21 protein-coding genes are annotated in these 23,900 nt (G+C 61.2%); 10 read left to right on the top strand and 11 right to left on the bottom strand.

Going from position 1 to position 23,900, the window contains the following annotated elements; all coding sequences use genetic code 11:
• Nucleotides 1-10: 10 nt before the first annotated feature.
• A complete protein-coding gene (locus tag C7I87_RS05670) occupies nucleotides 11-241 on the top strand; it encodes a hypothetical protein (protein WP_149903287.1) in 231 nt (76 codons plus the stop codon).
• A gap of 286 nt (nucleotides 242-527) precedes the next feature.
• Here the strand turns inward: C7I87_RS05670 and C7I87_RS05660 are convergent, their stop codons facing one another.
• Nucleotides 528-1,733, bottom strand: coding sequence for an alpha-D-ribose 1-methylphosphonate 5-triphosphate diphosphatase (locus C7I87_RS05660; RefSeq protein WP_149903286.1), 1,206 nt, complete (start codon nucleotides 1,731-1,733; stop codon nucleotides 528-530).
• 552 nt (nucleotides 1,734-2,285) lie between these two features.
• On the bottom strand, nucleotides 2,286-2,591 hold the full coding sequence (locus C7I87_RS05655) for a hypothetical protein (RefSeq protein ID WP_149903285.1): 306 nt from the start codon (nucleotides 2,589-2,591) through the stop codon (nucleotides 2,286-2,288).
• Between the two features lie 187 nt (nucleotides 2,592-2,778).
• On the opposite strand from C7I87_RS05655, the gene C7I87_RS05650 reads away from it, so the two are divergent.
• Entirely contained in the window at nucleotides 2,779-3,393 is a 615-nt protein-coding gene (locus C7I87_RS05650; RefSeq protein ID WP_246696194.1) for a GNAT family N-acetyltransferase, read from the top strand.
• Nucleotides 3,394-3,464: 71 nt separating this feature from the next.
• Here the strand turns inward: C7I87_RS05650 and C7I87_RS05645 are convergent, their stop codons facing one another.
• The gene (locus C7I87_RS05645) at nucleotides 3,465-4,523 is read right to left on the bottom strand and encodes an aminopeptidase (protein ID WP_246696193.1); all 1,059 of its coding nucleotides are present in this window, start codon (nucleotides 4,521-4,523) and stop codon (nucleotides 3,465-3,467) included.
• 325 nt (nucleotides 4,524-4,848) lie between these two features.
• A complete protein-coding gene (locus C7I87_RS05640) occupies nucleotides 4,849-7,464 on the bottom strand; it encodes a serine protease (RefSeq protein ID WP_188393741.1) in 2,616 nt (871 codons plus the stop codon).
• Nucleotides 7,465-7,668: 204 nt separating this feature from the next.
• On the opposite strand from C7I87_RS05640, the gene C7I87_RS05635 reads away from it, so the two are divergent.
• Nucleotides 7,669-8,421, top strand: a complete 753-nt coding sequence (locus C7I87_RS05635; RefSeq protein ID WP_149903283.1) for an SDR family NAD(P)-dependent oxidoreductase — start codon at nucleotides 7,669-7,671, stop codon at nucleotides 8,419-8,421.
• Complete coding sequence (locus C7I87_RS05630; protein WP_149903282.1) at nucleotides 8,418-9,344, top strand: sigma-70 family RNA polymerase sigma factor; 927 nt, start codon at nucleotides 8,418-8,420, stop codon at nucleotides 9,342-9,344. The genes C7I87_RS05635 and C7I87_RS05630 overlap by 4 nt, the downstream gene beginning before the upstream one ends.
• Before the next feature lie 75 nt (nucleotides 9,345-9,419).
• Here C7I87_RS05630 and C7I87_RS05625 read toward each other — a convergent pair whose 3' ends face one another.
• The 3 genes from C7I87_RS05625 to C7I87_RS05615 all read right to left on the bottom strand — a co-directional run bounded on the left by C7I87_RS05625 (nucleotide 9,420) and on the right by C7I87_RS05615 (nucleotide 11,880).
• Complete coding sequence (locus tag C7I87_RS05625) at nucleotides 9,420-10,046, bottom strand: FMN-binding negative transcriptional regulator (RefSeq protein ID WP_149903281.1); 627 nt, start codon at nucleotides 10,044-10,046, stop codon at nucleotides 9,420-9,422.
• Nucleotides 10,047-10,176: 130 nt separating this feature from the next.
• Nucleotides 10,177-11,325, bottom strand: a complete 1,149-nt coding sequence (locus C7I87_RS05620; RefSeq protein WP_149903280.1) for an amidohydrolase — start codon at nucleotides 11,323-11,325, stop codon at nucleotides 10,177-10,179.
• A 99-nt stretch (nucleotides 11,326-11,424) separates the two neighbouring features.
• Nucleotides 11,425-11,880, bottom strand: coding sequence for a hypothetical protein (locus C7I87_RS05615; RefSeq protein ID WP_149903279.1), 456 nt, complete (start codon nucleotides 11,878-11,880; stop codon nucleotides 11,425-11,427).
• 212 nt (nucleotides 11,881-12,092) lie between these two features.
• Here C7I87_RS05615 and C7I87_RS05610 point away from each other — a divergent pair, with 212 nt between their 5' ends.
• Genes C7I87_RS05610 through C7I87_RS05595 form a run of 4 tightly spaced genes read left to right on the top strand, consistent with a single transcriptional unit; the run spans nucleotide 12,093 to nucleotide 15,960 of the window.
• Nucleotides 12,093-12,953, top strand: coding sequence for an FAD binding domain-containing protein (locus tag C7I87_RS05610; RefSeq protein ID WP_149903278.1), 861 nt, complete (start codon nucleotides 12,093-12,095; stop codon nucleotides 12,951-12,953).
• On the top strand, nucleotides 12,953-13,429 hold the full coding sequence (locus C7I87_RS05605; RefSeq protein WP_149903277.1) for a (2Fe-2S)-binding protein: 477 nt from the start codon (nucleotides 12,953-12,955) through the stop codon (nucleotides 13,427-13,429). The genes C7I87_RS05610 and C7I87_RS05605 overlap by 1 nt, the downstream gene beginning before the upstream one ends.
• 1 nt (nucleotide 13,430) lies before the next feature.
• Nucleotides 13,431-15,695, top strand: a complete 2,265-nt coding sequence (locus tag C7I87_RS05600) for a xanthine dehydrogenase family protein molybdopterin-binding subunit (protein WP_149903276.1) — start codon at nucleotides 13,431-13,433, stop codon at nucleotides 15,693-15,695.
• 19 nt (nucleotides 15,696-15,714) lie between these two features.
• Complete coding sequence (locus tag C7I87_RS05595; RefSeq protein ID WP_140509248.1) at nucleotides 15,715-15,960, top strand: MoaD/ThiS family protein; 246 nt, start codon at nucleotides 15,715-15,717, stop codon at nucleotides 15,958-15,960.
• 166 nt (nucleotides 15,961-16,126) lie between these two features.
• On the opposite strand, the gene mauJ is transcribed toward C7I87_RS05595, so the two are convergent.
• Entirely contained in the window at nucleotides 16,127-17,155 is a 1,029-nt protein-coding gene (mauJ, locus tag C7I87_RS05590; RefSeq protein ID WP_149903275.1) for a methylamine utilization protein MauJ, read from the bottom strand.
• Nucleotides 17,156-17,161: 6 nt separating this feature from the next.
• Nucleotides 17,162-17,968, bottom strand: coding sequence for a hypothetical protein (locus C7I87_RS05585; RefSeq protein WP_149903274.1), 807 nt, complete (start codon nucleotides 17,966-17,968; stop codon nucleotides 17,162-17,164).
• A 156-nt stretch (nucleotides 17,969-18,124) separates the two neighbouring features.
• Between C7I87_RS05585 and C7I87_RS35105 the strand changes: the two genes are divergently transcribed.
• Nucleotides 18,125-20,668, top strand: coding sequence for a hypothetical protein (locus C7I87_RS35105; RefSeq protein ID WP_188393740.1), 2,544 nt, complete (start codon nucleotides 18,125-18,127; stop codon nucleotides 20,666-20,668).
• On the top strand, nucleotides 20,622-22,073 hold the full coding sequence (locus C7I87_RS05575) for a hypothetical protein (protein WP_149903273.1): 1,452 nt from the start codon (nucleotides 20,622-20,624) through the stop codon (nucleotides 22,071-22,073). The genes C7I87_RS35105 and C7I87_RS05575 overlap by 47 nt, the downstream gene beginning before the upstream one ends.
• Nucleotides 22,074-22,256: 183 nt before the next feature.
• Here the strand turns inward: C7I87_RS05575 and C7I87_RS05570 are convergent, their stop codons facing one another.
• Nucleotides 22,257-23,258 (bottom strand): ornithine cyclodeaminase family protein, encoded by a 1,002-nt coding sequence (locus C7I87_RS05570; protein WP_149903272.1) that lies wholly within the window; start codon nucleotides 23,256-23,258, stop codon nucleotides 22,257-22,259.
• A gap of 61 nt (nucleotides 23,259-23,319) precedes the next feature.
• Nucleotides 23,320-23,766, bottom strand: coding sequence for a DOPA 4,5-dioxygenase family protein (locus C7I87_RS05565; protein WP_149903271.1), 447 nt, complete (start codon nucleotides 23,764-23,766; stop codon nucleotides 23,320-23,322).
• Nucleotides 23,767-23,900: the final 134 nt, after the last annotated feature.

The following is a 23,900-nucleotide window of genomic DNA, read 5'->3' as shown; positions in this document are numbered from 1 at the left end:
GTTTTGCGATTTGGACCGTTTCGAGATCCTGTACGAGCCGACAGGCACGTATTCCATTTTCGACAGATATACCGAATTGCCGGTTACGGTGGAAGGCAGGACTTTGATCGGGCTCCATCGACACGAGGTGCCGCTGGCCCTGCTCGCCGCCGCCATGGAGCCCGACAGCGGGATGCCATCACTCCCGCTGTTGAGCGGCTGTCAATCATACGAATATCAACGAGACGACTTGCAAGCGTGAATGAACGCTCGCATAAGTTGTGACAAGGCATAGAGCATGAAAGAAAATGGTGCCGTTATCACAGCATGAAGGGGGAATTATGCCTGACCAGAATGCGCTTGTGCGCGCAGCCATCGCACGGCTGCTTTCGGAAAAAACCGGGGTCGCCGTGATTTCGATGAAGGAGAGCATGCGGAACTGCCGGTGACAGCCGGCGCGGCGCTGACCATCGAAAGCTTGCAGGACCTGCTGCTGGAAATGGCAGAGGTGCGCGGAATGACGGTGGCGCTCGACGTTTAGCGCAATCCTAGGCGGCTGGTAGCCGCTCGGCCGTGGCGAGACCAACGCGTTCCGCTTTCCGCGCCAGCTCAAGCGTGCCATCGCCGTAGATCATCCGGCCGGCGCGGAAGGTGGCGCGCACACGAGGCACCGGCTGGCGGTCGGCGACAACGAGGTCGGCCAGGAGCCCGGGCTCGATGGCGCCGCGATCGGCAAGCCCGAGCGCCGTTGCCGGATTGGCGCTGGTCAGCGCGGTTGCCGCCACAAGGCCGCCGTCGCTCAGTTCCGACAGGCCGAGAATGGCCGGCAGGATCGAGGCCGGGTGGTAATCGCTGGCCAGCATGTCGAGCAGTCCGGCCTCATAAGCCTGCCGGGCGGAAAGGTTGCCTGAATAGGACTCTCCGCGCAGCGCGTTTGGCGCGCCCATGGCGGTGTGCATGCCGAGCCTGCGGGCTTCCCGGGCCGCCTCCAGGGTTACCGGGAATTCGCTGAGTGTCGCGCCCAGGCCGTGGACGAGTTCGACCTTTTCCAGCGTGTCGTCATCATGCGAGGCGAGCACGATGCCGCGAGCCTTGGCGCGGGCCGAAATATCCTGCAGCGCGTTGAGCACATCGCCCTGGCCTTCGCGACCGGCCATGCGCTTGCCGACGACCTCGGACGCCGCGGCGACAGACATGCCGCGTTCCTTGGCGATGCGGGCGATGTAGAGTTCGACGTCGCGGTACTGCCCCTGCCCAGGCGTGTGATCCATCAGCGAGATCAGGTGCAGCCTGCCGGCGTCCATCAGTTTTTGCAGCATGGCGATGGCCGGCGCGAAGGTTACTTCGAAGCGGGCATGGATGCGATGATCGACCAAAAGGTCGTCCTTCATCCCGGCAATGGTGTCGATGATCGCCGAGGTATGGTCTTCCGAGCGCAGCACGCCGCTGGTAACGCTGGCGCCGATGAAGGAGAGCGCCGCATAGGCTGTGGTGACGCCGCACGAGGCGAGCTTCTTGTCCAGCTCGGCGATGCCGATCCGCATCGGCACGTGCACGCCGATGCGCGGCTCGACTTCCTTCTCCACCATGTCGCCATGCATGTCGATGAAGCTCGGCAGCAGCAGGCGGCCGCCGCCTGACAAGTCGGCATTCTCGACAGGCTTGTCGCGGATCTCGGCGATCCGGCCGTCTTCGATCCTGACGGCGCCGTTCGGAATGACACGATCACGCAGGACAATTTCGAATTCGCTCAGCCATAGATCCTGTTTCTTCGGGTGATCCCTGTTGGGCGCGGCGCTGTCGTCCGTTCAAGCATGGTCGTCTCCGAAAACAACATTTCGCATTTCCGGATCGCCCTCCGGCGAGGCGGTTTCAAGGCGTGTCATGCGGATGTTTCATTCCTGATGATCGGATAAGCTGGCTTCGTGACAGAGTTGTGTAGGCAGGTCGGCCCGTCATGCTGCCACCGGGGGTAGAACGTGGATGTGACGGTTACGAGACGCACGTTGCCGGTCCTGAGAGCAAGGACCACAGCGTCAGCGTCATCCTCGTCGAATATGGCGGCACGGACTACATAAGGCTGCGCACCGACATCAGCGTCCGAATGGGGAATTTCGCTGGCGTAATCGTTCGTGGAAGATCGGCCAGATGCCGTTCAAGAATCCGCAGGATCTGGATCACGAACGGGCTCCTCAAAGCGGGCCTGCCTGTTGACCCCTCCGCCTGGATGAATGTCGGTGTTCGACCTGGCGCGAATCTTGGGCCGGACTATCACCCGCCCGCCAGATTGGTTCGGGTTTTGCCAGCTACTGGGCGCCGGGCGTCCATTCGGGCAGCGGCGCCAGGCTGCGGTTGAACTGCTTCCACCACATGGCCTCATCTATCTCGCAGCAGGCCAGAAGCATGGCGTGCGCCTTCTCGAAAGCCTGGGTGGCGAGATCGTCGAACGTCATCTGCGCGTCGTAGGGCACCGACACTACAAGTTCCTGACCTGTCTGTGTGCCGCCTTCGTCAACCTGAAGATAAAGCCAGACGACGAAATGCGCGCCTTGGCCGCTCGCGTCCGCATTGCCGATCTTGATGCGGTCGATACCTGCTGCGGTGACTTTCATCCGGAGACCTCTTCATTCGAATTCAGAGTGCCACCAGAAGTCTGCCGCGGTCAGGAAGGTTCCGTCACCGTTGTTCCTATGGTGAAGTATTGATAAAGAGCCGGCAGATTCCGCGTTACCGCGCTGTGCCGAGCCTCACGGCAACCTGGCTCTTTTCGCAGCCGTCAAACCTCTTGGCCACAGTCGCATGCGCCCTGTCGCCGCCGTTGCATTGGCGCCGCCCCGGATCAAAATGCCTCCGATGAAAGCAGTCCGATTCCCCAGGCTCACGACCCCAAGGCTCGTGCTTCGGGCGCCGAGCGAGCGGGATATCGCGGCATGGTTTGCGCGGGCGAGCGATGTCGAATCGGCCTCCCTTGCCGGCGATCCCGTTCCCGACGACATCAGTGCGGGCGAGCGATGGTTAGCCCGTTCGCGTCAGCGGTTCGCCGACGGCAAGGCGATCCAGTGGTCCCTAGACCAGGCAGGCGTCTCGGACGCGATCGGGACGATAACCCTGTCCTTCGCAACCGACGCCAAGGCAGCGGCCTTGGGATTTGTGCTGGCGCGTGCGCATTGGGGACAGGGACTGGGCAGCGAGGCCGCGCGGGAAGTGGTTCGCTACGCCTTCGAAACCCTGGCGCTTGAACAGGTCACGGCCGAGGCGGTGGCGCGCAATTCCGCGTCGCTGCGGATATTGGCGAAGCTCGGCTTCAAACATATCGAGAGCTTCATCGATGAGGCCGACGGCGAGCACTGCGAGCGTTTTGCACTCGACGCGGACGTCGGATCGTTGGCGAGCAATGCGATGCCAGACTGCTAAACGTTGAGGCATCCGCTCGCGGCACCAATCCGACATCGGAGCATTCCAGGGACCGGGTCCTTCTGTTCAAGTCAATCACAGGTGGTCGCGGCCTTGAGCGCTTCGGCACGGGCAGGTTCGTGCAAATTCGCGATCCGTCGAACGGAAGCGTAGAACCTCGGATAATCGCCGGAGCACAGGTCGAACAAACGAATAAACGCGGGAACCTGTTCGCCGTAGACGGCAGTCGCGGCGAGCTTTGCGTTGTTGATCGGGGCATCGAACCAGGCGTCGTATCCCCGGTATCCGGCCCAGCTTCTGTCGCGCATTTGCCGGTAGCGCATCCGCAGCCTGTCGAGCGCGGCTGCCTTGGCAGCCGCCATCTCATCCGGGGCGCGGGAGCTTTCATAAACCTGCCTCAACTCGTCGCGGGTCTTCGACGCCAGTCCGAGAAAATCGGCGCTGCGCTTGCGGGAGGCTTCGTAGCGGCGCAATCCGGCACGATCGCCGGCCGCGCGCAGCCATTTTCTTGTGCCGGTGACTTCGACGGAAACCGCGAAGGCCTCGTTGAATGCGGAATCGCCGTTCACATAGAGGCGCTGATGCGCCAGTTCATGAAAGATAAGGCTTGCGAGATAGGTGTCGTCCTGACGCAGCATGGTGCTGAGCAGCGGGTCACTGGACCAGCCCAGCGTGGAATAGGCGGTGACGCCCGTGACGTAGACGTCGAACCCCTGTCCATGAAGCTCGGCGGCGCTTTCCGTCGCGGATTTCCGATCGAAGTAACCCCGGTAGGGAACGCAGCCGAAAACCGGAAAGCACCATGTTTTTGGGGTGAGCGAGAATTGCGGCGCGGCAAAGACTGCCCAGGTCACAGCGTCCCGGTGGATGTCGACATAGCTGTGGTAGCTGCTGTTTTCAGGCAATGCCAGCTCGTCTGTCGCGAACCGCCTTATGGCGCTCGCCGACGTCAACCTGGCGCGCAGTGCCTCAGGGGTCGACGGGGCCTTGATCAATTTTCCGACGTCTTCGCGCGCGGCCATGATCCGGACATGACCCTCCAATGATTGCGCGTAGTAGGAAATGCTGGTGCAACCGCTCACTGCGGACGCCATAACCACCGCGGCAAACAATCGAAAAACGCGCTTCACTTCTTCCCCGCCACTTCGTCACCCCACCATGGAGCACATGTCCCGCGGACCGTCCACTGGGCATGCCCTTGAAGCTGCCGGTCTGGCGCCGGCCCCCAAGCCATATGGCCGCTTTGCTCTGATGTCGGCCCTACAACCAGCCTCTGCCTGCACCTAGAAGCAGACATCGCCGTTTGCAATGTTGTGCCTCTCGGTTGCGCAGTCTCGACCGCAGATATCGGCTTCACCTGGTCCTGAAGGAGATATCGTCGGGATCGATATGGAGGAGGTAGTCACTGACGCCGACGCTAGGAATACTAGCCAGGCAGCCTCAATAACTATTAATCTACTTCAAGCAAACAACTAGAGCCGTAAAACCTTTGGCGCGATCTGCGAGATCTTCAGGCTTCAGCAAATTCGATTGATCGCCGACAGAATATGAAATGCCATTCGATTTCAGAAAGCTTGTTATGATCTCAGACTTTATCGCAAAATTTATATTTTCAGCGATGTCATTGGTTACTGAAGCCATCCTGATCGCGTTGAATTTGGCCTGAACAATGCCGACAACATTGCCGGACAGATCCAAAAGCGGCCCGCCACTGTTGCCGGGCTGGACCGGCGCCGAAATCTGCAAATGCCTGCTGTCATCGCCCAAGCCTGACGTCGCTGTCACATTTCCCAAGGTGAAATTTCCGCCACTGGACAGGATGCCATTGAGCGGAAACCCAAACACCGCGATCCCTTCACCCAGCCGGGCGCTTTCACGCATCGAAACAGCGGTCATGCCTGGATTGTGCGTGTCGAGAACGGCCAGATCGTTTGCAGGGTCACGAGCTATCAGGTTTGCTGGCAACGTCACATTGTGAAACTGCACTGCTATGGTCTTGCATTCATGAACCACATGCTCGTTCGTCACCAACTGGCCCGAGGGCGTCACAAAGAAGCCGGATCCGGTATCGCCAGTGAGGCTTTCGGCTGGGTCGTTTCCTTCGGGCGGAGCTGGAGAGACAGCTTGCTGTGGTGCGGGAGGCGGTTCAACCGAGGGCGCTGGCGGAGGGTTGGCGGAGGCGCTGGTGGTGGCTCCCACCAAGGCGCTTGGCGGAACGCGCTCTTGCAACAGCTCGACATTCGCTCGAAACAGATCGGACATCACGGTTGAAAGGCGCTCGCCGTGAAGCGGTGAATCGGCTTGCCAACTGATCGTGAAGCCGATGAGGCCCCCTAACGCAGCCTCGTATCTGGCATAGGTGTTCCGATTGTTGTCGAGGAAGTTCAAGGCGAAGAACCGGGATTTTTTCACCTTGTAGACAATTTGATACTGTCCGGCATACCTCAAGAGAGAGTCATAGCTCGCTGTAAGGTTGCTCCCGGGGTAATAGTCAAAGGAGATCGCGATCCCTGAGCTGGAAGCGAAGCTGTACCCCGATTTGGTCGGAATCTGACTCAGTCCAATGCCGGCCGGAACCCAAAGCCGTGAGGCAGCCGCGGGGTGTGAGATCTCCTTCAGCCCCCATTGCTGCAGCAATGGCGAAGCGGCCTGTGCCAGAATGCCTTGCGTTTCCTGCGTCGGCGAACCCGTGACAGGCAGGTGATTGTCCGTTTGAAAGCTCTGGATCGCCTCGAAGAGGCGTCTGCCAAAATTGTCATTGCTCACGGCAGGCCAGTATCCGGCCACGCCTAGCAGCATCTGGAACTGGTAGCGTGTTTCAAGCGGCATGCTTTCAAATGCCGTCCGCGCTGCATTGTAGTCCGCCGGCGTCGACGCTGCGCTGCCAGGCCTATCCGTGACGTTGGGGAGTGGCGTGTAGCGCAACTCCTTGAGAAGTTTTAGCAGAGCCGTGGGGAAAGGGATTTTCCGCACCAGATCAGGCGGACATCCTTCTACCGCGCCACCGTTCGCGCACGTCTCAGGGCCAAGATCCGAGATAGCGGTATAACTCATCGTCATGCGGGACCACGCCTGGTCGCCCTGCTCCACGAGAATCTTCGAAGCCACCCATCCAGCCAGGAAGCCATTTGAATGCCAGAGATCTGGTTGTCGCCTGGCGGCATACTCAAGTTGGTTCGCGTGCTGAACTAAGCGATGCTGCATCGCCGGCCGATCCGTGACGTCGATCAATCCGCCGTCAACAAACTTGCTGATCCGGATCGGAGAAAAAGAGTCCGCATACGAGCTGAAAGCATAGAGGAAATGATTGTCGGAATTGATCAGTTCGGCATTGCCATCACCGTCGACGTCCTCAAGCCCGTATCCGCCTCCGTCGAGATCTTCTCCCTTGGCCAATTGCCACGTATTGGAGGGGGGCTTTCCGATAAGAATCGTTTTGACGCAGCAATGGGCACCGCCAGTGAATGTCGTGATTACAATCTGTGGCTTGCTCGACGTTTTATCGAGCCAGACAATATTGGCACTGAGAACAGCCGAAGGCATCGCATATTCGTCTGACCCGACGAAGCTGAAGGCCGCCTTGTCGCCCTCCCAGACGTTGACCACCGGCACCGACATGTCGCCATGGGGCGCGACACTGAGATCAACCCGAATGTCCTGGTACCGGATGCTCGTGGCCGCGCCGGCCTTGTAGTTACCGCTTGCCAGAACTGGCGACGAAAAGCTCCAAATCTTTCGCTCGAACTCGGATCCGGACGAAAGATAGGCATCATCGGGCAATGGATCCCATTTCGTAATCTGTGCCTTGGCGTCCGAAATGGTTCGCGCACTGATCGGACCAGTAACCACCGTGTAGGAGCCATTTCGCGCCTGAAAAACCTGCGCCCCTTGTGTGAGCCCGCCGTAGCTCCTGGCGACGCCTATTGCGATGTCCGGGTCCGGGGTAGCCGCGAGGATCACCCAATGCATGGATCCGTTCAGACGGAGCGTCTCCGCATGGCTCGGAAGCGTGTAAAGAAGCATCAGGACCGAGAGGCCAGCCGCCACGGCGAAGATTGTTTGCCTGAACATGATCTCACCCGAACCCACACGCATTCGTAAAACTGCCCCGACGTATCCTTTGCCGTTGCGGTCATTTTGGCAATCGCTTGCTGCTCAACGATCGCTTTGCGCGTCGGCGTCATGTCCAGACACCATCGCCAATCTCGCTCACCCCTGACTCTTTTCCCGACCCTCAAACGTCTTAGCTACGGTGAAACACTGGAGCAGGGTCAAATGAGCCTCAGGGATAGGAAAATCGTGGTCACCGGCGGCAGCCGGGGGCTTGGCCTCGGATTGGTCGAAGCGCTGGTCGAGCAGGGGGCCAGCGTGACCGTGGTCGCGCGGGGCGCCGAGGCGCTGGAGGCGGTCGGTGCGCGGCTTGGGGTCGCCACCATCGCGGCCGATGTCACGGACGAGGATGCGGCCTATCGTATTCTTGGCGAGGTCCGCCCCGACATAGTGGTGCTGAACGCCGGTGCAACGCCCCGGATGGGGCGGCTGGACCAGTTGAAGTGGGAGGATTTCTCCGTCGCCTGGGAGACCGACGTCAAGGCCGGGCTCTACTGGCTGCAGGCGGCGCTGAACCTGCCGCTCAGGCCGGGCAGCCGGGTTCTGGTCGGGTCGAGCGGGGCCGCCGTCACCGGGTCGCAGATGTCGGGCGGCTATGGCGGCGCCAAGCGGATGCTCTGGTTCATGGCCAAATACGCCAATGGCGTGGCGCAGGAGAAGGGCCTCGGCATCCGCTTCCAGGCGATCGTGCCCCGGCAGATGATCCTTGGCACCGGGATCGGCGACGCGGCGGCCGGCGCCTATGCCGGCTCGATGGGCATCACGCCGGAACAATTCGTCACCCGCTTCGGCGCGCCGATGCCGCCCCGGGCGTTCGGCGACATGGTGGTTTCCGTGCTGGAAGACCCGCAATATGCGGATGGTGTCGTCTTCGGCCTCAGCGGCGACGCGGGCGTGACGATCATGGAGGGCCCTTGAGCGACGGAAAGCCAGCCGTGGAGCGCGACCGGCAGGAAGGGCTGCTTGCCCTTGCCGCCGGCTTGCGGCCGGAACTGCACCGCTACTGTTCGCGGCTCATGGGCTCGGTGATCGACGGCGAGGATGTCGTGCAGGACACGTTCGCGCGCGCCTTCATTGCGCTCGACGAGTTGCGCGAAGTGCCGCAGCTCAGGCCCTGGCTGTTCCGGATTGCTCATAATCGCGCGCTGGACCTTTTGCGCAGCCGCGCGATCCGCGCGGCGGAGCCGATCGAGGCGGCGCTTGACATTGCCGACGCGGCCGATCCGGTGGAGATGCTGATGCGGAGGCAAGCCGTGCAAACCGCCGTGTCGCGCTTCGCGGAGCTTCCGGTGCCGCAACGCAGCGCGATCATCCTAAGGGATGTGCTCGACGAGCCGCTGGCCGACATCGCCGCTCTGCTTGGCATCACGATCGATGCGGTGAAGGCGCATCTGGCGCGCGGCCGCGCCCGGCTTCGGCGGATCAATGCCGAGGCCAATCCGCTTCCGGATGCGCGCATCGCATCGGCGGCAACCGTGCGCTACGTCAATCTGTTCAACCAACGCGACTGGGACGGCCTGCGCGCGCTGCTCGCCGACGATGTGAAGCTCCATCAGTCCATGCACCCGCCGCGCGCGGGAGCCGCCGACGTCGGCATGTTCTTCACGATCTACGCCAAGAGCGACGGCTTGTGGCTCAAGCCGGCATGGGTCGAGGGCCGCGAGGTGATCGCGGTGTTCGAGGACAGGGCCGCCCCGAAGCCAGCTCATTTCATGTGGCTGGAATGGCGTGAAGGCCGGATCAGCTTCATTCGCGACTACCGTTATACCAGGTACGTTCTCGACGACGCGGAACTGGTGCTGGCAAGGCAAGCCGGCTCTTCCAGTGGTGAACGCCGATAGGCAACAGGCCGGCACAGGTCGCGGGCCGGATCAACGCCTGCGCAAGCCGCCGTATCAAGGCGAGGCGCCGTGCCTTTACGATGGGATGAGGGCGGAGACCTCGCGGTCGGACGGGCGCTCGCTGGCCGCCAGCCCGGCGACCACGCCGGCGCGGTCGGCGGCGTTGCGGTTCTGGCTCATCTTGCGCTTGCCTTCGAGCCTCATGACCGGCATGCGCAGGCCGACAATGGCGCGAAGCTGCGACTGGATGAAGTCGGGCGGCGCGTCTGATACTGCCCAGCGCGGCGCATCGCGTGCGCCCTCATGCAGGTTGGTCAGCCGGGTGACGACGTCCAGCAGCCTGTCTGCATCGTCGAAGAACTCGACCGGTCCATAGGCGTGGACGGCGGCGTAGTTCCAGGTCGGCACGACCTTGCCGGTTTCCTGCTTGGTGGCATACCAGACCGGCGTCACATAGGCGTCCGGCCCCATGAAGATGGCGAGCCCGTCGCCAATCGCCGGAACACGCCACTGCGGGTTGGCCCTGGCCAGATGGCCATGGATCACGCCGTGCTCGCCCTCGGTCTCGTCGAGAAAGAGGGGCAGGGGAGTGGCGAGCGGTCCGTCCGCCGTGGCGGTGACGAAGTTGGCCAGCCGCGCGGCGCGGATCGTCGCCATGAGGCTGTCCTTGTCGTCGTCGCGGAAGGCGGGCGGCGTGTACATTTTCGAACTCCTCGCGTTGCCCCAACAGATGCCACACAATCTGGTTCCTTGGAAATATCACAATTTCGAAGAGTCCAGGTGGCCAGTTGATCGGGGACGCAGCCGCCGCGTTGGCCGGGTTCCGCTGAAATCAGCCGAGAAGGTTGCGCGCCGTGCGCATGAAGATTTTCGAGCCGATCGGGATCAGGTCGTCGGGAAAGTCATAGTCGGGATTGTGCAGCGCCGGGTGGCGTTCGCCGGCACCGAGGAAGAACATCGCCGACGAGGCGCTGTGGCCGAACAGGCCGAAATCCTCCGAGGCGCGCATCGGCAGGGCTTCCTGTCCGTGCGCGACGCTCTCTTCATCGAGGGCGCGCCGCAGGTGCTCGACCGCATCCGGCGCGTTGACGCTGGCGACGAAGATCTCGTGATAATCCCAATTGGCGGACAGTCGATGCCGGCCGGCGATCTCCTTAACCAGGGCTTCGGCCGCGGCGCAGAGGTCGGCCATGCGCTCGTCGCGGCGGGTGCGCAGCGTCGCCCAGACCTCGGCGTGGGCGGGCGCGATGCCGAACACGGCTTCGCCCATCCGCGCATGGGTGACGGTGACCATCGAGAAGTCGTCATCGGCGAAGGTCGCGCGGCCGAGCGCGGGCAGAGCCGGCATCAGCTCTGAGATCGCCGGCATGGGCGAGGTTCCGGTCTCGGGCATGGAGGAATGCGCGGTCTTGCCTTCGAGTACGATGCGCATGCCGCGCGAGGCGCAGTTGACCACGCCGGGCTTGAGCCTGACCTCGCCGAACGGCACGCCGGGCAGATTGTGCAGCGAGAAGGCGAAATCGGGCGCGATCTCGCCGAAGCGCGGATCGGCGACGACGCCGGCCGCGCCATTGCCGGTTTCCTCCGCCGGCTGGAACATCAGCACGACGCGGCCGCTGGCCGGCCGCTCGCGGCCGAACTGGCGGCCAAGCGAGGCCAGGATGGCGGTGTGTCCGTCATGGCCGCACATATGCGACTTGCCCGGCACTTGCGATGCATGCGGCACGCCGGAAAGTTCCTCGATCGGCAGCGCATCGAGTTCCGAACGAAACAGGACGGTCGGTCCGTTTTTGCCGCTGTCGTAGATGGCTGCCACGCCATGCCCGCCAAGACCGGTCAGCACCTTGTCCGGCCCGGTGTCGGCGAGGAAGGAGACGACTTCTTTCGCCGTCTTCTCCTCCTCGTTCGAGATTTCCGGCTGCCGATGCAGCTTGCGCCGCCACTCGGTCAGCTCGACAATGTCGCGATTGGTCAGGGTCATGCTTTTTCGCCTCCACTGCATTCCTGTGCTAGCGATAAACGGCCGTGCCCGCCACGGTCCAAGTTCCGGGCTTCGGCGGGCCAGGAACGTTTGCGCTCGCTATTTCACGCGATTGGGGCAGAGCGCCTTGAACTGATCGAGCGTGTAGTCGTAGCCGGAAGCGCCGGAGCCATCGAGCACCACGTTCTCGTCGACGGCGGTGATCCGGTAATCGGTCGACACGTCGGTGCCCGTGTTGCGGCCCTGGAACAGCATCTTGGCGCCATAGAAGGTGGTGAACTCGCCGGTCTTGCAGTTGGCGGTGATTTCGAAGTGCAGGGGCACCGTCATCTCCGCGTCGACACACGCCTCGGTGAAATCGTGGCCATATTCGCGGCAGTAGACGCGGGCCTTCCGCCTGTCGTGTCTGGCCAGGATGCTGGCGTGGGTGGAGCCGATGCCCGATTTTTTGACGATGGTAAGCTCCATTCCGACCCTGGAGCCGTAATAGAGCGTCGCGGCGCCCGCCGGCGAGGCCAGCATCACGGCGCAAAGCACAGCCAAGAGACGTCGCATGGAAACTCCTCCCTGGGGGGAAGGATTGACGCGCGGCATCATCCGGTCAAGCCTTAATGCGGCCCAGCATCTACGCTTTCCTGGGCGGGCTTCAGGTCAGGTGGACCGCATTTTGCCGCACCTGGCCCAATCGCCTCGGCCCGGGAAACGGATGGTCATTATGAGACGATTGTTTATAACGGTCGCTGAAATCGCGATACCAAGGGGAGACGATGCGCTACATACGTCCGCTTTCAATCGAAGACGCCGTCGGTCAACTGGCCGGCTCAGCCGGCCTGGCCGCCATCCTTGCCGGGGGCAGTGACCTGCTGGTGAGGATGAAGGGCGGCTTTGTCGAACCCGAACTGATCATCGACATCAAGTCGATCGCCGGCTTGCGCGACATCAGCGAAACCGCCGACGGCTTCAGCATAGGTGCCGCCGTGCCTTGCGCCGTGCTGGGCGAGAACGCCGCGCTGAAGAAGGCGTGGCCCGGCGTCGTCGAAGCGGCGAAGCTGATCGGCTCCAAGCAGGTGCAGGGACGCTGCACCATCGTTGGCAATTTGTGCAACGCCTCGCCGGCGGCCGACAGCGTGCCGGCGCTGGTGGCGGCGGGCGCCAGGGCGGCGGTCGTCGGCCCCTCGGGCAAGCGCACGATCGCCGTCGAGACCGTGCCGACCGCGCCGGGCAGGACATCGCTCGCCAAGGGCGAGATCATCGAGGCGATCCTGCTCGGCAAGCGCGCGCCGCGTTCGGCCGATGCGTATCTCAGGTTCATTCCGCGCACCGAGATGGACATCGCCGTGGTCAGCGCCGGCGTCAACCTGACGCTCGACGAGGCTGGCGTCGTGACGGCGGCCCGCGTGGCGATCGGCGCCGCCGCGCCGACCGTGCTTTTGGTGGAAGAAGGGGCCGAGGCCCTGATCGGCCGCAAGCTCGACGAAGCAGCGCTCGAGCGGCTGGCCAAGGTCTGCGCCGGGGCCTGCCGGCCGATCGACGACAAAAGAGGCACAATCGAATTCAGGCGCAAGGTTGCGGGCGTGCTGGCCAGGCGGGCCGCACAGACCGCCTATGCACGTGCAGGAGGCAAATGATGGCTGGCGTAGCGGTTTCAACGACAATCAACGGCGACACGATCGAGTATCTCTGCCAGCCCGACGAGACACTGCTCGACGTGCTGCGCGATCGGCTCGGACTGACCGGCGCCAAGGAAGGCTGCGGCACGGGCGACTGCGGCGCCTGCAGCGTGATCATCGACGACCGGCTGGTGTGTTCGTGCTTGGTGCTGGGCGCGGAAGCGGAAGGCCGGCGCATCGAGACCGTCGAGGGCATGGCGCATGGCGACAAGCTGCACCCGCTGCAGCAGAAGTTTTTGGAGCACGCGGCGCTCCAATGCGGCATCTGCACGCCGGGCTTCCTCATCGCGGCCAAGGACCTGCTGGCGAAAAACCCCGACCCGACCGAGGAGGAAATCCGCTTCGGGCTGGCCGGCAACCTCTGCCGCTGCACCGGCTACGACAAGATCGTGCGCGCCGTCCAGGATGCCGCCACCGTGATGAAGGGAGCCTGAGATGAATTTCGATCCGCGTTTTTCAGGGCGTAAATTCGCTTCCGTCGGCACGCGCCCGATCCGTCCCGACGGCGTCGACAAGGTGACCGGCCGCGCCCGCTACGGCGCCGACTTCAACATGGCCGGCCAGCTGGTCGGCCGGGTGCTGCGCAGCCCGCACGCGCATGCCAAGATCCGCAAGATCGACACCTCGAAGGCGGAAGCGCTCGCCGGCGTCAAGGCGGTGATCACCGCCGCCGACCTGCCTGATCTGACCGATGGCGATGCCGCCATGTACGACATCCTCGACAATTGCATGGCGCGCACCAAGGCGCTCTATGACGGCCACGCGGTGGCCGCTGTCGCGGCGATCGATGCCCGCACGGCCAGGCAAGCGCTGAAGCTGATCGAGGTCGACTACGAAGTGCTGCCGCATGTCACCGATGTCGACGAGGCGATGCAGCACCACGCGCCGCTGATCAACGACACGGTCTTCACCGAGGGGCTGGAGGAAAAGCCGGTCAAGCCGTCCAACGTCACCAAGCGCTCGCAGTTCGGCCATGGCGACGTTCATCAGGGTTTCGGCCACTCCGATTTCATCGTCGAGCGCTCGTTCAAGACCGAGCAGACGCACCAGGGCTATATCGAGCCGCATGCCTGCGTGGCCAATGTCAGCACCGACGGCACCGCCGACCTGTGGGTCTGCACTCAGGGGCATTTCGTCTACCGCCAGCACTGCGCGCAGCTGCTCGGCATGGAAGCCTCGAAGCTGCGCGTCACCTCCTCGGAAATCGGCGGCGGTTTCGGCGGCAAGACCCATGTCTGGGCCGAGCCGGTGGCGCTTGCTCTGTCGCGCAAGGCCGGACGCCCGGTGAAGCTGGTGATGACCCGCGACGAGGTGTTCCGCGCCTCGGGCCCGACCAGCGCCACCTCGATCGACGTCAAGATCGGCGCCCGCAAGGACGGCACCATCACGGCGGCCGAAGCGACGCTGCGCTATTCCGCCGGTCCCTATGCCGGTTCATGGGCCGAGATCGGCGCCATGACGGCGTTTGCCTGCTATCGTCTAGACAACGTCAAGACCGTGGGCTTCGAAGTGCTGGTCAACCGGCCCAAGACCGCCGCCTACCGCGCGCCGTCGGCGCCGATGGCGGCCTTCGCGGTGGAAAGCACCGTCGACGAGCTCGCCAAGGAACTCGGCATGGATCCGGTCGAGTTCCGCATCAGGAACGCCGCCCAGGAAGGCACGCGCTCGTCCTACGGCCCGGTCTACGGCCCGATCGGCATCGGCCCGACGCTGGAAGCGGTGAAAGTCCATCCGCACATGAAGGCGCCGCTCAAGAAGAACCAGGGACGCGGCATGGCCTGCGGCTTCTGGTTCAATTTCGGCGGCCAGACCTGCGTCGACCTGAACATCGGCATGGACGGCTCGGTCTCGCTCGCCGTCGGCACGGTCGATGTCGGCGGCTCCCGCGCCTCGCTGTCGCTGGTGGCGGCGGAGGAGCTCGGCATCGACTACAGCCAGCTGAAGGCCATCGTCGCCGACACGTCGAGCCTCGGCTATAACGACATGACCGACGGCAGCCGGGGTACCTTCTCGTCGTCCATGGCGACAATCTCGGCCGCCCGCAACGCGATCAAGATCCTGCGCGAGCGCGCCGCGCAGATGTGGGATATTTCCGTCGACGACGTGGTCTGGGAACAGGGCCACGCGGTCGCCAAGGGCGAGAAGCACGGCAATCTCGGCAAGCTGTCGCTGAAGGAAATCGCGGCCAAATCCGGCACCACCGGCGGGCCGATCGCCGGCCACAGCGAACTCGTCGCCGACGGCGCCGGCGTCTCCTTCGCCACCCATATATGCGACGTCGAGGTCGACCCCGAGACGGGTTCGACCAGGGTGATCCGCTACACGGTGGTGCAGGATGCCGGCAAGGCGGTGCACCCGACCTATGTCGAGGGCCAGTACCAGGGCGGTGCCGCGCAAGGCATCGGCTGGGCGCTCAACGAGGAGTATATTTACGGCAAGGACGGCCGGCTGCAGAACGCCGGCTTCCTCGACTACCGCATCCCGGTCTGCTCCGACCTGCCGATGATCGACACGCAGATCCTGGAAATCCCCAACCCCAACCACCCCTATGGCGTGCGCGGCGTCGGCGAAACCTCGATCGTGCCGCCGCTGGCGGCGATCGCCAACGCGGTGTCGAACGCCGCCGGCGTGCGCATGACCCACATCCCGATGTCGCCGCCGCGCATCCTGGCGGCGATCGAGGCGGAACGGGAAGGCTAGGGCAGGGGCAAGCGGCGCAATGGTCGAAGTCACGCTCTGGGGTGCACTCGCCACGACCGCCGGAGGCAAGAGCAAGGTCGAGGTCGAAGCCAAGGACATAAGGGAGCTGTTCAGGAAACTGGCTGAACAGTATCCCGGCCTGGAGCCATGGATCGATCGCGGGATTGCTGTCGCGATCGACGGCACGATCTATCGGGATACCTGGTCGAAGGAACTGCCGCCGGGGGCGGAGATTTTTTTGCTGCCGCGGCTGGCGGGGGGGTGAGGGGGAGGGACGAGTTGAATATAGTGGGAGCTTGGCGCCTCATGTAGGTCGCTAGAACTGCGGTGGGCAACCACCAAAAGCGGTCTTTGCCCGGGAGATTTTCGAGCGCTAACAGACTACTTTCAGCGAATGGGTTCGAATCCCGCGCATTGCCAAACGTCGAAATTCAATTACTCCCCGGGTTGGATCCTACGCTACCAATCGGAACGAGCGAGATTTCCGGCATCATTACGTCTTCAATCTTCGGATCATTGACGTCGCCTTCGACGCCTATAATCATCCGAAACTTGCCGGTCATTTTCCGGGACACGTACGTGCTGGGAAAGAGCATTTGTCCAGGCTTCACGGACCTTTGGCCGTGGGTAAAAGCCATTTGAGCTGCACCGAATGCCGCTTTGCCTATGAAATCCACGGCCTTTTCGAAAGAAAATTTCGGCTGCCTCGCTGTCAGTTTCTCCTCGATTACCTCCCTGGCCTCTCCGTGCATGAGCGCGTTCCGTATGTAGAAAAAGAACTCGATCACCTCTTCTGCAAAACCCAGCCGTTCAAACAATGTTCGGATGACCTGTTTTCCAAACGGCCTGTGTTCGGAAGCCTTGCCACATGAACTACAAACCAGACCGCCCCCGCATTTCTGGCATTTGTCAGTTACTTTCATCGCGGATTTTGTGCCAACTGCAACCGTCTCCACCACAAACCAAAAATATTGGAACTGATCCTCCATAGTCGAGGCACCGACCCCATTGGCGAACCACATCAACGCAGCCTCAGCCAGCGGATTGGGACCTTCCTTCTGAAGGTTCTCAACGGTTCTCAGAAGACCACTGGTCAGGGCTTGAATGGGTGGCTCGCTATACGCCGAGGAATAGAAATAGGCCTCTCGGCGCTCCACGCCAGGCGTCCAATTAACGAGCCGCACCAGCCGATGAATCCGAAACTGGCTATTGGTGACAAAGCTTAAAAGATGTAGAAATTTCCTGAGTATTGGTCGGGCCTGCTCTTCGGCCTCATCAATGTCTTCCGCATGTAAAATGACCTGCATATTCAAACTGGCGTCGGGATCATCGCTCGCCTTGGCATCAGATATGTGAACCTCGTACTCACCGTTTGGAGCCGGATAGGACAGCTTTTTGCTCTCGTTTGTGAGGACAATATTGGACTCGACAAGAAAGTCAGCAATGAACCTGTCAGGCATTCTCCTTCACCTTTCTCCGTTCCCAATGTCCACAAACATCGGCAGACCTATGACCGTTGGCGCGGGTGAGTCCACCACCGGAATGCGAAGCTGTTCAACGTGCTCAAGCGGCATTCCGATTGCCACCTGCAACAATCCGTCGATGAGCCCATAGAGAACATTGTGAATGTGAAGGTTGGCCTCATTCAAGGCGTCAAGTGCGATCTTGGCGCCAGCCTCCATGCGCTCGCCGTCGCTCATTGTTGCGGTATCAATTGCTTTATCTGCTACCAGCGTAAAAGCGGCGCGGAACACCAATGCTGCCCCGACATAATAGCAACTATTGGCAGGATACTCAGCCAGATACACCTTGCTTTCTTGCTCGGTGAGGCTGGCGACGGCCTGATCCAAATTCAGCCTGTCGTAGTGAAAGGCTGTCTTGTCGCGGATTGTGCGAAGCGCTGTTTCTTTGAGGCTCGGTTCGCCAAAATAATCCTTAAGCCAGGCAAGGCTGATTTTGTGCTGGTCACTCAGGCCCGTGATGGCTGGATCTTCCGGTTTTGCCGCCAGAAGACGTTCCGCCAGCATATTCCACGTCTCGAACAGCTTGCCGCTGAGTAACTGCATAATTGTCCACATTTGAACGCCATGAGCATCGTCGTGAAGCTCCCCATCTCCCACGTCGTTGAGTGAAAACATCAGAAGGCGGTTCAATACGGCGAGCTCGTTGTGGGCGTGCATGCAGCCCACAAGCTGGTTGCGCTGGCGATTCGGGAATTTCTTCAAAGCTTCTGGCTCGATACCAAGCTGAATGATTTGGAAATTACTGCCCATGATGTACTTTTTTTCCAAAATCCTGCGGACAAGGTATCGAACGCATCGCCATTCGTCCTTGGCACGCGATACTATGGATTCTACTATTCGTTCTATGTATGTTCCCATTTTCTCCATCTCAAGTCGACGCTGAATTTCGCGTCAGGATTTCGCCCCGTGGACAAGGAAATTCAAAAGGCTATCGAGGCAGGCGAACGAAACCGCGCGGCGATGGAGCTTGTGCGCAATTGGTGCGCGCACGCGAAAGTCGAAAAACATGGCGGCACCGGCCTGGTTGAGCAAGCCACCGGCCTTCCAATTGGCCACCATGGTTTGAAATGCGACTACGCCACCGCTGGCGGCATGTTCACGTGGGACTTGCAGGACGCGGCGCTTGATTTCTACGACCGGAATTGCATCGACTGCAAACATCGGAAACCAGTCAGCATTCCCAACCTTTTGAGCCTGGTCAAAGAGCGGGACGAGCGGCGCGCGGAAGAGGCAAAAGAGGCAACCGCGGCGGAAGCGCGGCGATTGGAGATACAGAATTCTAGAAAGCTGGCCCGCTCGCAATTGCGGGTAGGCTTGGGTTCTGTGTCCAGTGCGATTGTCGATCATATTGACGAATACGATGAACACCGCGACCAGGAACACCGCGACCGGCTTTGCGAAAGCGCGCGGCTCGCACCAGAGCATTTCACTCAACCGATTGTTGATTACATTTTTGACCTGGCCGAACGGGAGACGTGGTTTGCTGAAGCCGGTCTCACTGTTCTTGACCATCTGAAGGCTGATCCGGCGCGGATTGTGAGGATCGCCCTTACGTCTTTGGCCCAAACACGGCCGACAGAAACGATAGGCCGCGTGCTCCTGAGCAGGCTTTCAATGGCAGATGCAGCACTTGTCACCGAGGCCCTGCCCAACATCATCGAACGCGCCAAGCCTTATAACGAGTATGGCTTTGGCCGAGCGATGCCGGAGCCAGAACCCGAACTTTTGCTCGCCCTTTGGACAACACACCAGGCGGCTGTGAGGGCCGGATTGGATCGACTGCTTTCCTCCCGGCACACCTACCAGGTCGAGCTGGCCGCGCGCGGTTTGCTGGTATTGCAGCAAAGTGACCCGCGCGCGATGCACGGCTTTTTGCGCACGATGATATCGAAGTTCTCTCGCGCCGAGTTGCTGCTCGATGATTTCGACGAACACCACAAGGCTTTTCGGCATCTGCGTGATGCCTTGGCAGTAGCTTTTGCTGACTTTCCGGATGAGGTCGACACGCTGGTGCAGGAGTTCATCACCACATCGGATCGAAACACCAAGGATCGAGCTTACAAAATCTATGAAGCTCCGTTGCGCGGGCATCGTCATGATGAGCCGCCGATTTCCCCGGATTCGCGTGTTCACCGGATATGTTTTCAACGGCTTCTTTGGGCCTCGACAACAGAGGAGAGCGAAGAAATCTTGCAATGCGCACGGGAGGTTTTCCGGGGGCGACCGTATGAAATGATCGATATTGCGCGTGCAGAGTTGGATGGATTGTTAGGGGCAATCCTGCTGCTTGATGACCGGCTGCGCCGCCACGATGAAACGCCCGCGCCTAAAGAGCAGAATGTTCTGAAATTGATGGAGCGGAACAATCGGCGCAGCAGCATCACGTATCTCATTACGTCACTGGTCGAATGGGCAAGCATCGCGGCCAAGGATGATCCCGTGCTCGTCAAAAAGGTTATCGGCCTCTTCGATCAAATTCCGGACGGCCGGGACCATCTCAAAGGCATGATGCTTGCCTGTATCGCGCATATTGGGGACACGGTCGAAGGACTGAACTTGGTTCTGCCTCACCTCTATTCAGGACTTGTAGGAAATTCCGTCGCGGTAAGGGCCTACGCCGCAGCGGCACTCGGCAAAGCGCCGCAGGAGAATATCCCGCCGCTTGTCTACGAGGCTTTCTCGGTGTTGTTGTGGGACCAATATGTAGCGGTCCACAAGGCTGCAGTCCGTGCGCTCGGCTATTTCCAGTTACCGGAGAGCCTACGAAACCGGGCGGCTCAAGCTTTACTCAACTTGATTCGCCACTATTCGCAAAAATCTGGCGAGGATGATTTCCTTGTCGATTGCGTGGAGCGCCTGGCTTATGAACTCAGGGGGGTTGGCAACACCGCTGGCGAGGTCGGGCAGTACCTCATCAAGGTGCTGCTGGGTGTTGAGCAGCTTTACCTAACAAACCACTTGAGCTCGCTGGGGAGGATTCTTTACGGAACTGAGGGGTTCATTGATCTTTTAATCAAGCTCATTCCCGATAGCGACGACCGCGATCATCGAAGCGATGAACTCGATTTGCTGGCAGAATTGCCGAACGAAGTTATCCTGTCGCGCAAAGCCGAGCTTGCAAAGCTGGGTATGGATATTGGGTTGGACCGGCCTTGGCTGGCGCTTCACATTATTGAGGCACTCGGCCGGGCGGGCGCCCTAGCAGAAGCGCGCAGGATCGCAGAGGCCGGTGTTAACCGCCCCGACGCGACGGTGCACAATCAATGGCATCGAATAATGATGAAGTCCGTGGAAATTATTGCGGCCTTCGAAGAAGCCGTCGCAGAGGGTAGGACGGGCGATTTAGAGGCCCTTGCGCGGCAATGGGAGGAAAACGCTCAACGATATAAGGAATTCCAGGCGGATGTCCAAAAACGCAATTCTCGATCAAGTTTTTCCCGTCCGCTCTAAGTCGGTTCTCGCCCTGCAAGCAGCGGGATCGCGTGACGATGCGACGACGTTTGAGACGCTCGCACATGACGCAAACGGAGTGGCGAAGGCGTTCGGAGACGCGCCAGCTGCAAAACATTGGCATGCCCTTGCTACCGCGTTAGAGGTCGTTCGCTTTTTGACTGAGTGGGAACAGGCATCGCTTAGCGCTGCAATTGATGCTGACCGATTCTTGCGTGCCGCACGGTTGCGGTTGAAGCAACTACGAGAAGGGTCGGAACCTGATTCATTTGTAACGCGCTTGGTCGAAGTCTTATCCGCCATTAATGGTGCATTCGAGATATCGGCAATTGGGCATTTGCGGCGGCAGCTTGCGGGCATTCCATTGCCAATCGCCATTTTTTCCGATCCCCCGTTCGAGCGGCCCGACTGGACGCGCGAGCAGGAGCAGATTCCGACGCAGCAAAAGCCTGATCTCACGGTTGCCTTCGTCGAGTTCAAAATCAACGGAACTACCGCAGAGAGAATCCAGACCCTTCGGCCGCGAGAGACCCATGATCTCGACATTGCGGTGCGTGTCTCGCGCTGGCCAGAAACGGCGACCACTTTGGTATTAAGCCCGGTCTCATTAGAGCCGCGTGACAGCTATGATCTTCCCAACTTTCGATTTTCCCGTCCGTCTGGCGAGCCTCCCTACTTCTTCCAGCAGCGTGGCAGAATGATTTTGCACGCACCTCAGAACCTCAAGGCGCGCCCATTCGAATTTATGTACTCGGCGGAATTTCAGCCGGCACCATCGGAAAAACCTGTCTCCATTGCCGGGCAAAGAACGCTTCGCCTGGATGGCTCCGAGCTGGGCCGGCAGCCGATTACGGGCTATCCCGGCATCGACAGGAAGCTCATCGCTTTGAGGGATGCTTTGCGCCTCGAACCTCTTGTTCCGGAAAACGATCTTGAAGACCTGCTTGCAGTTCTCGTTCCCCTTGCCAATCTCATGGGGCAGGCCGTGCAGGACAACAAATTTCCCGCCGCCATTTCTGAAGCTGAGTTTCAACGACAGGTGCGCGAGTGGCTTCGCCAACAACCGGCTATAGGCGTGGCGCTAGAGGAACAAGCCCATTCGACGGGCGGCCGGACGGATTTATCTTTTCGAGGCATCCGCATAGAGCTTAAATCTGAAACGGCGAAGAAACTGCTGCCTGAAGATTGCAAGCACTACGCTTCACAGCCCGTGAGCTATGCGGTCGGAACAAATCGACGGATTGCAGTGCTGTGTGTTCTCGATTGCAGCCCGAAGAAAGAGGTACCGTTTCCAGTGGAGGATGGGCTGTTCGTTTATCCGATTGATACCGGCACGAGCCCCGTCTACATCGTGTGCTGCCTCATTCAGGGAAGTTTGGCAAAGCCAAGTTCGTTCTCACGGTAGCAGGTTTGCAGAATAGGCTTCGTCGCTAGTCGTCGTGCGGCAAGGTTACCAAATCAATTGGAAAGTCCTGTCGGTTGATGATGCATCCAGCCTCCGTTACGGCCGTTCCGTAGAAGGCAAAAATTCTCCTCGCTGCCTGCGTGTTCAACAAACCGAATCCCACTGCTGTCGTGTCGTCCGGTGTTATGTCAACAAGCTGTCCCGAGCAGCGTTTGCGCACGAGGAGGGAACGACCCCAGCCACCTTTGCCCGCTCATACGCCAGCGCGGCCACCGCCAGATCCCCAACCGCCAGCCCCCGAAAAACAAACGCCGTGGCCTCGCCCGGGCTCTCTCGCCCCACAAAGTCACCGCACACCAAACCCGTCAGGTCGCCGGCGACCAGGCCGGGGTCGATCATGGGCTTGGGCATTTTCGCTTCCTGCTCCAGGTCGTCGACGATGATGCGGTCGAAGCGGGGCATCGTCTCGGGCAGCCAGGGCAGGGCCTGGTCGGTCATCACGGTGAAGCTTCCCGGCTTCAGCCAGTTCGCATCGAGGAATGGCGCGGGCCTGGGCACCAGGGTCACCGTCGTCACCACCATGTCGGCGCCTTCGATCGCGGCCCTTGCCGTGTCGCATGGGACTGCTTGCAGCCCTCGCGAGCGTGCCATCTGGCACAGCGCGTCGCGATTGGCCGCGCCGCGGCCGAAGGCGCGGATTTCGCGCAAGGGGAAGAGGTCGGCGAAGGCTTCGAGGTGGCCGCGCGCCTGCACGCCGCAGCCGATGAAGGCCAGGGATGATGCATCGCCGCTCGCCATGCGCCTGGCGGCGACGGCGCTCAAGGCGGCCGTGCGTTTCTCGGTCACCCAATTGCCGTCGACCAGGGCAAGCGGCAGGCCCGTTTCGGCGTCGAGCAGCGTGATCAGCGAATTGAGCGTGGGCAGTCCGCGCCCGGCGTTGCGCGGATTGACGACAAGCGACTTCGTGGCCAGCACGGGCGGCGTGGAGGCAACGCCAAGCGTCGCCATGATGTAGCGGTCGTCGCCCGGCAGCACGACCGCCTTCGGGGCGCACCAGACCTCGCCGCGCCTCTGACCTGATATCTGGCGTTCGATCTCGTCGACCATGTCGACTGTCGAGATCGACAGGCGGTCGAGCAGCGCGGATGACAGATAGGGCAAGGTTTCGGCGGCCAAGGGTTTCATCCTGTCATTCCCCATGGTTCATCAAACCTGCGAGGGCCAAACGGCCACTCAGCGCGGGCACTCACGCCCCCAGCGTCGGCTCCGTATTCACCTCCAGCGCCTCTTCCGCCTCATGCTCCTCGCCAAGCACCTCGCCATGCACCTCCAACGCCCGGCCGATCCAGATCGGGTCGACCAGGTGGTCGCGCTTGGGGTTGGTGGTGTTGGGGTGGATGAGGATGCTCAGGCCCTGGTGGTTCAGCATCAGCCATGGCACCAGCGTGGCGAAAATCCCGGTGGCGAAGGAGACCTGGTACATGGCCTGCCCGTGCGGGCCGACCGGTCCGTCGTGCCAGTTGCCGAGGCGCACGCGGAAACGTTCGGCGATGCGCTGGCGCAGCCGTTCGGCGTGCTGCCGCTCGGCCTGTCCGTCATAGTAGATATGGGCGTGGTAGCTGGCGATCTCCGCGAGCGGTCTTGGATTGGCGGGGCTGGGCTGCCCGGCCGGCGTTGAATTGGCTTCGCTCATCTCGATGCTCCCCCTTATGTGGCGTCTGGCGGAAACTCTAGCCGAAGCCCGGGCGGCTTGTCTGTAGCCGGTGCGGCCTGCGCCTAGATCGGCGACAAATAATGCATGTCGCCCAAAAGTGACCTCGGTTTTGG

The sequence above is a fragment of the Mesorhizobium sp. SARCC-RB16n genome, from assembly GCF_008520305.1.
Classification (GTDB): domain Bacteria; phylum Pseudomonadota; class Alphaproteobacteria; order Rhizobiales; family Rhizobiaceae; genus Mesorhizobium.
The sequence above is the reverse complement of the archived record's forward strand: the minus strand, read 5'-3'. Positions and strand labels throughout refer to the sequence as shown.